At 50.2% G+C, this 408-nt stretch carries 2 tRNA genes and 1 rRNA gene; all 3 read right to left on the bottom strand.

Going from position 1 to position 408, the window contains the following annotated elements:
* Window positions 1-47: 47 nt before the first annotated feature.
* Window positions 48-123, bottom strand: a tRNA-Ala gene (locus JQ845_RS22925).
* A 30-nt stretch (window positions 124-153) separates the two neighbouring features.
* Window positions 154-230: transfer RNA gene (locus JQ845_RS22930), tRNA-Ile, on the bottom strand.
* Between the two features lie 122 nt (window positions 231-352).
* Window positions 353-408, bottom strand: a 16S ribosomal RNA gene (locus tag JQ845_RS22935); the annotation flags it as partial.

Here is a 408-nt window from a genome sequence, read left to right on the forward strand (position 1 = left end):
TTTGATGGAATGCTCATTTCTAAGCTTTACGATACAGAAGCAAGTAATGGTGGAGCCAAACGGGATCGAACCGTTGACCTCCTGCGTGCAAGGCAGGCGCTCTCCCAGCTGAGCTATGGCCCCATATTTCTACAGGCACTTTCCACACAAAATTGGTGGGTCTGGGCAGATTCGAACTGCCGACCTCACCCTTATCAGGGGTGCGCTCTAACCAACTGAGCTACAGACCCAATTTCGAGCTTGTAACTGTTAGCGTGCGCTATCAGCCTGGAGCTTAAATTTGCTTCTATCGTCTTCTTCAATGAATCAAGCAATTCGTGTGGGAACTTATGGAGCAGCTGATGTCGTCGATTAAGGAGGTGATCCAGCCGCAGGTTCCCCTACGGCTACCTTGTTACGACTTCACCC

It is taken from the genome of Pseudomonas paraversuta, from assembly GCF_904063065.1.
Taxonomy (GTDB): Bacteria; Pseudomonadota; Gammaproteobacteria; order Pseudomonadales; family Pseudomonadaceae; genus Aquipseudomonas; species Aquipseudomonas paraversuta.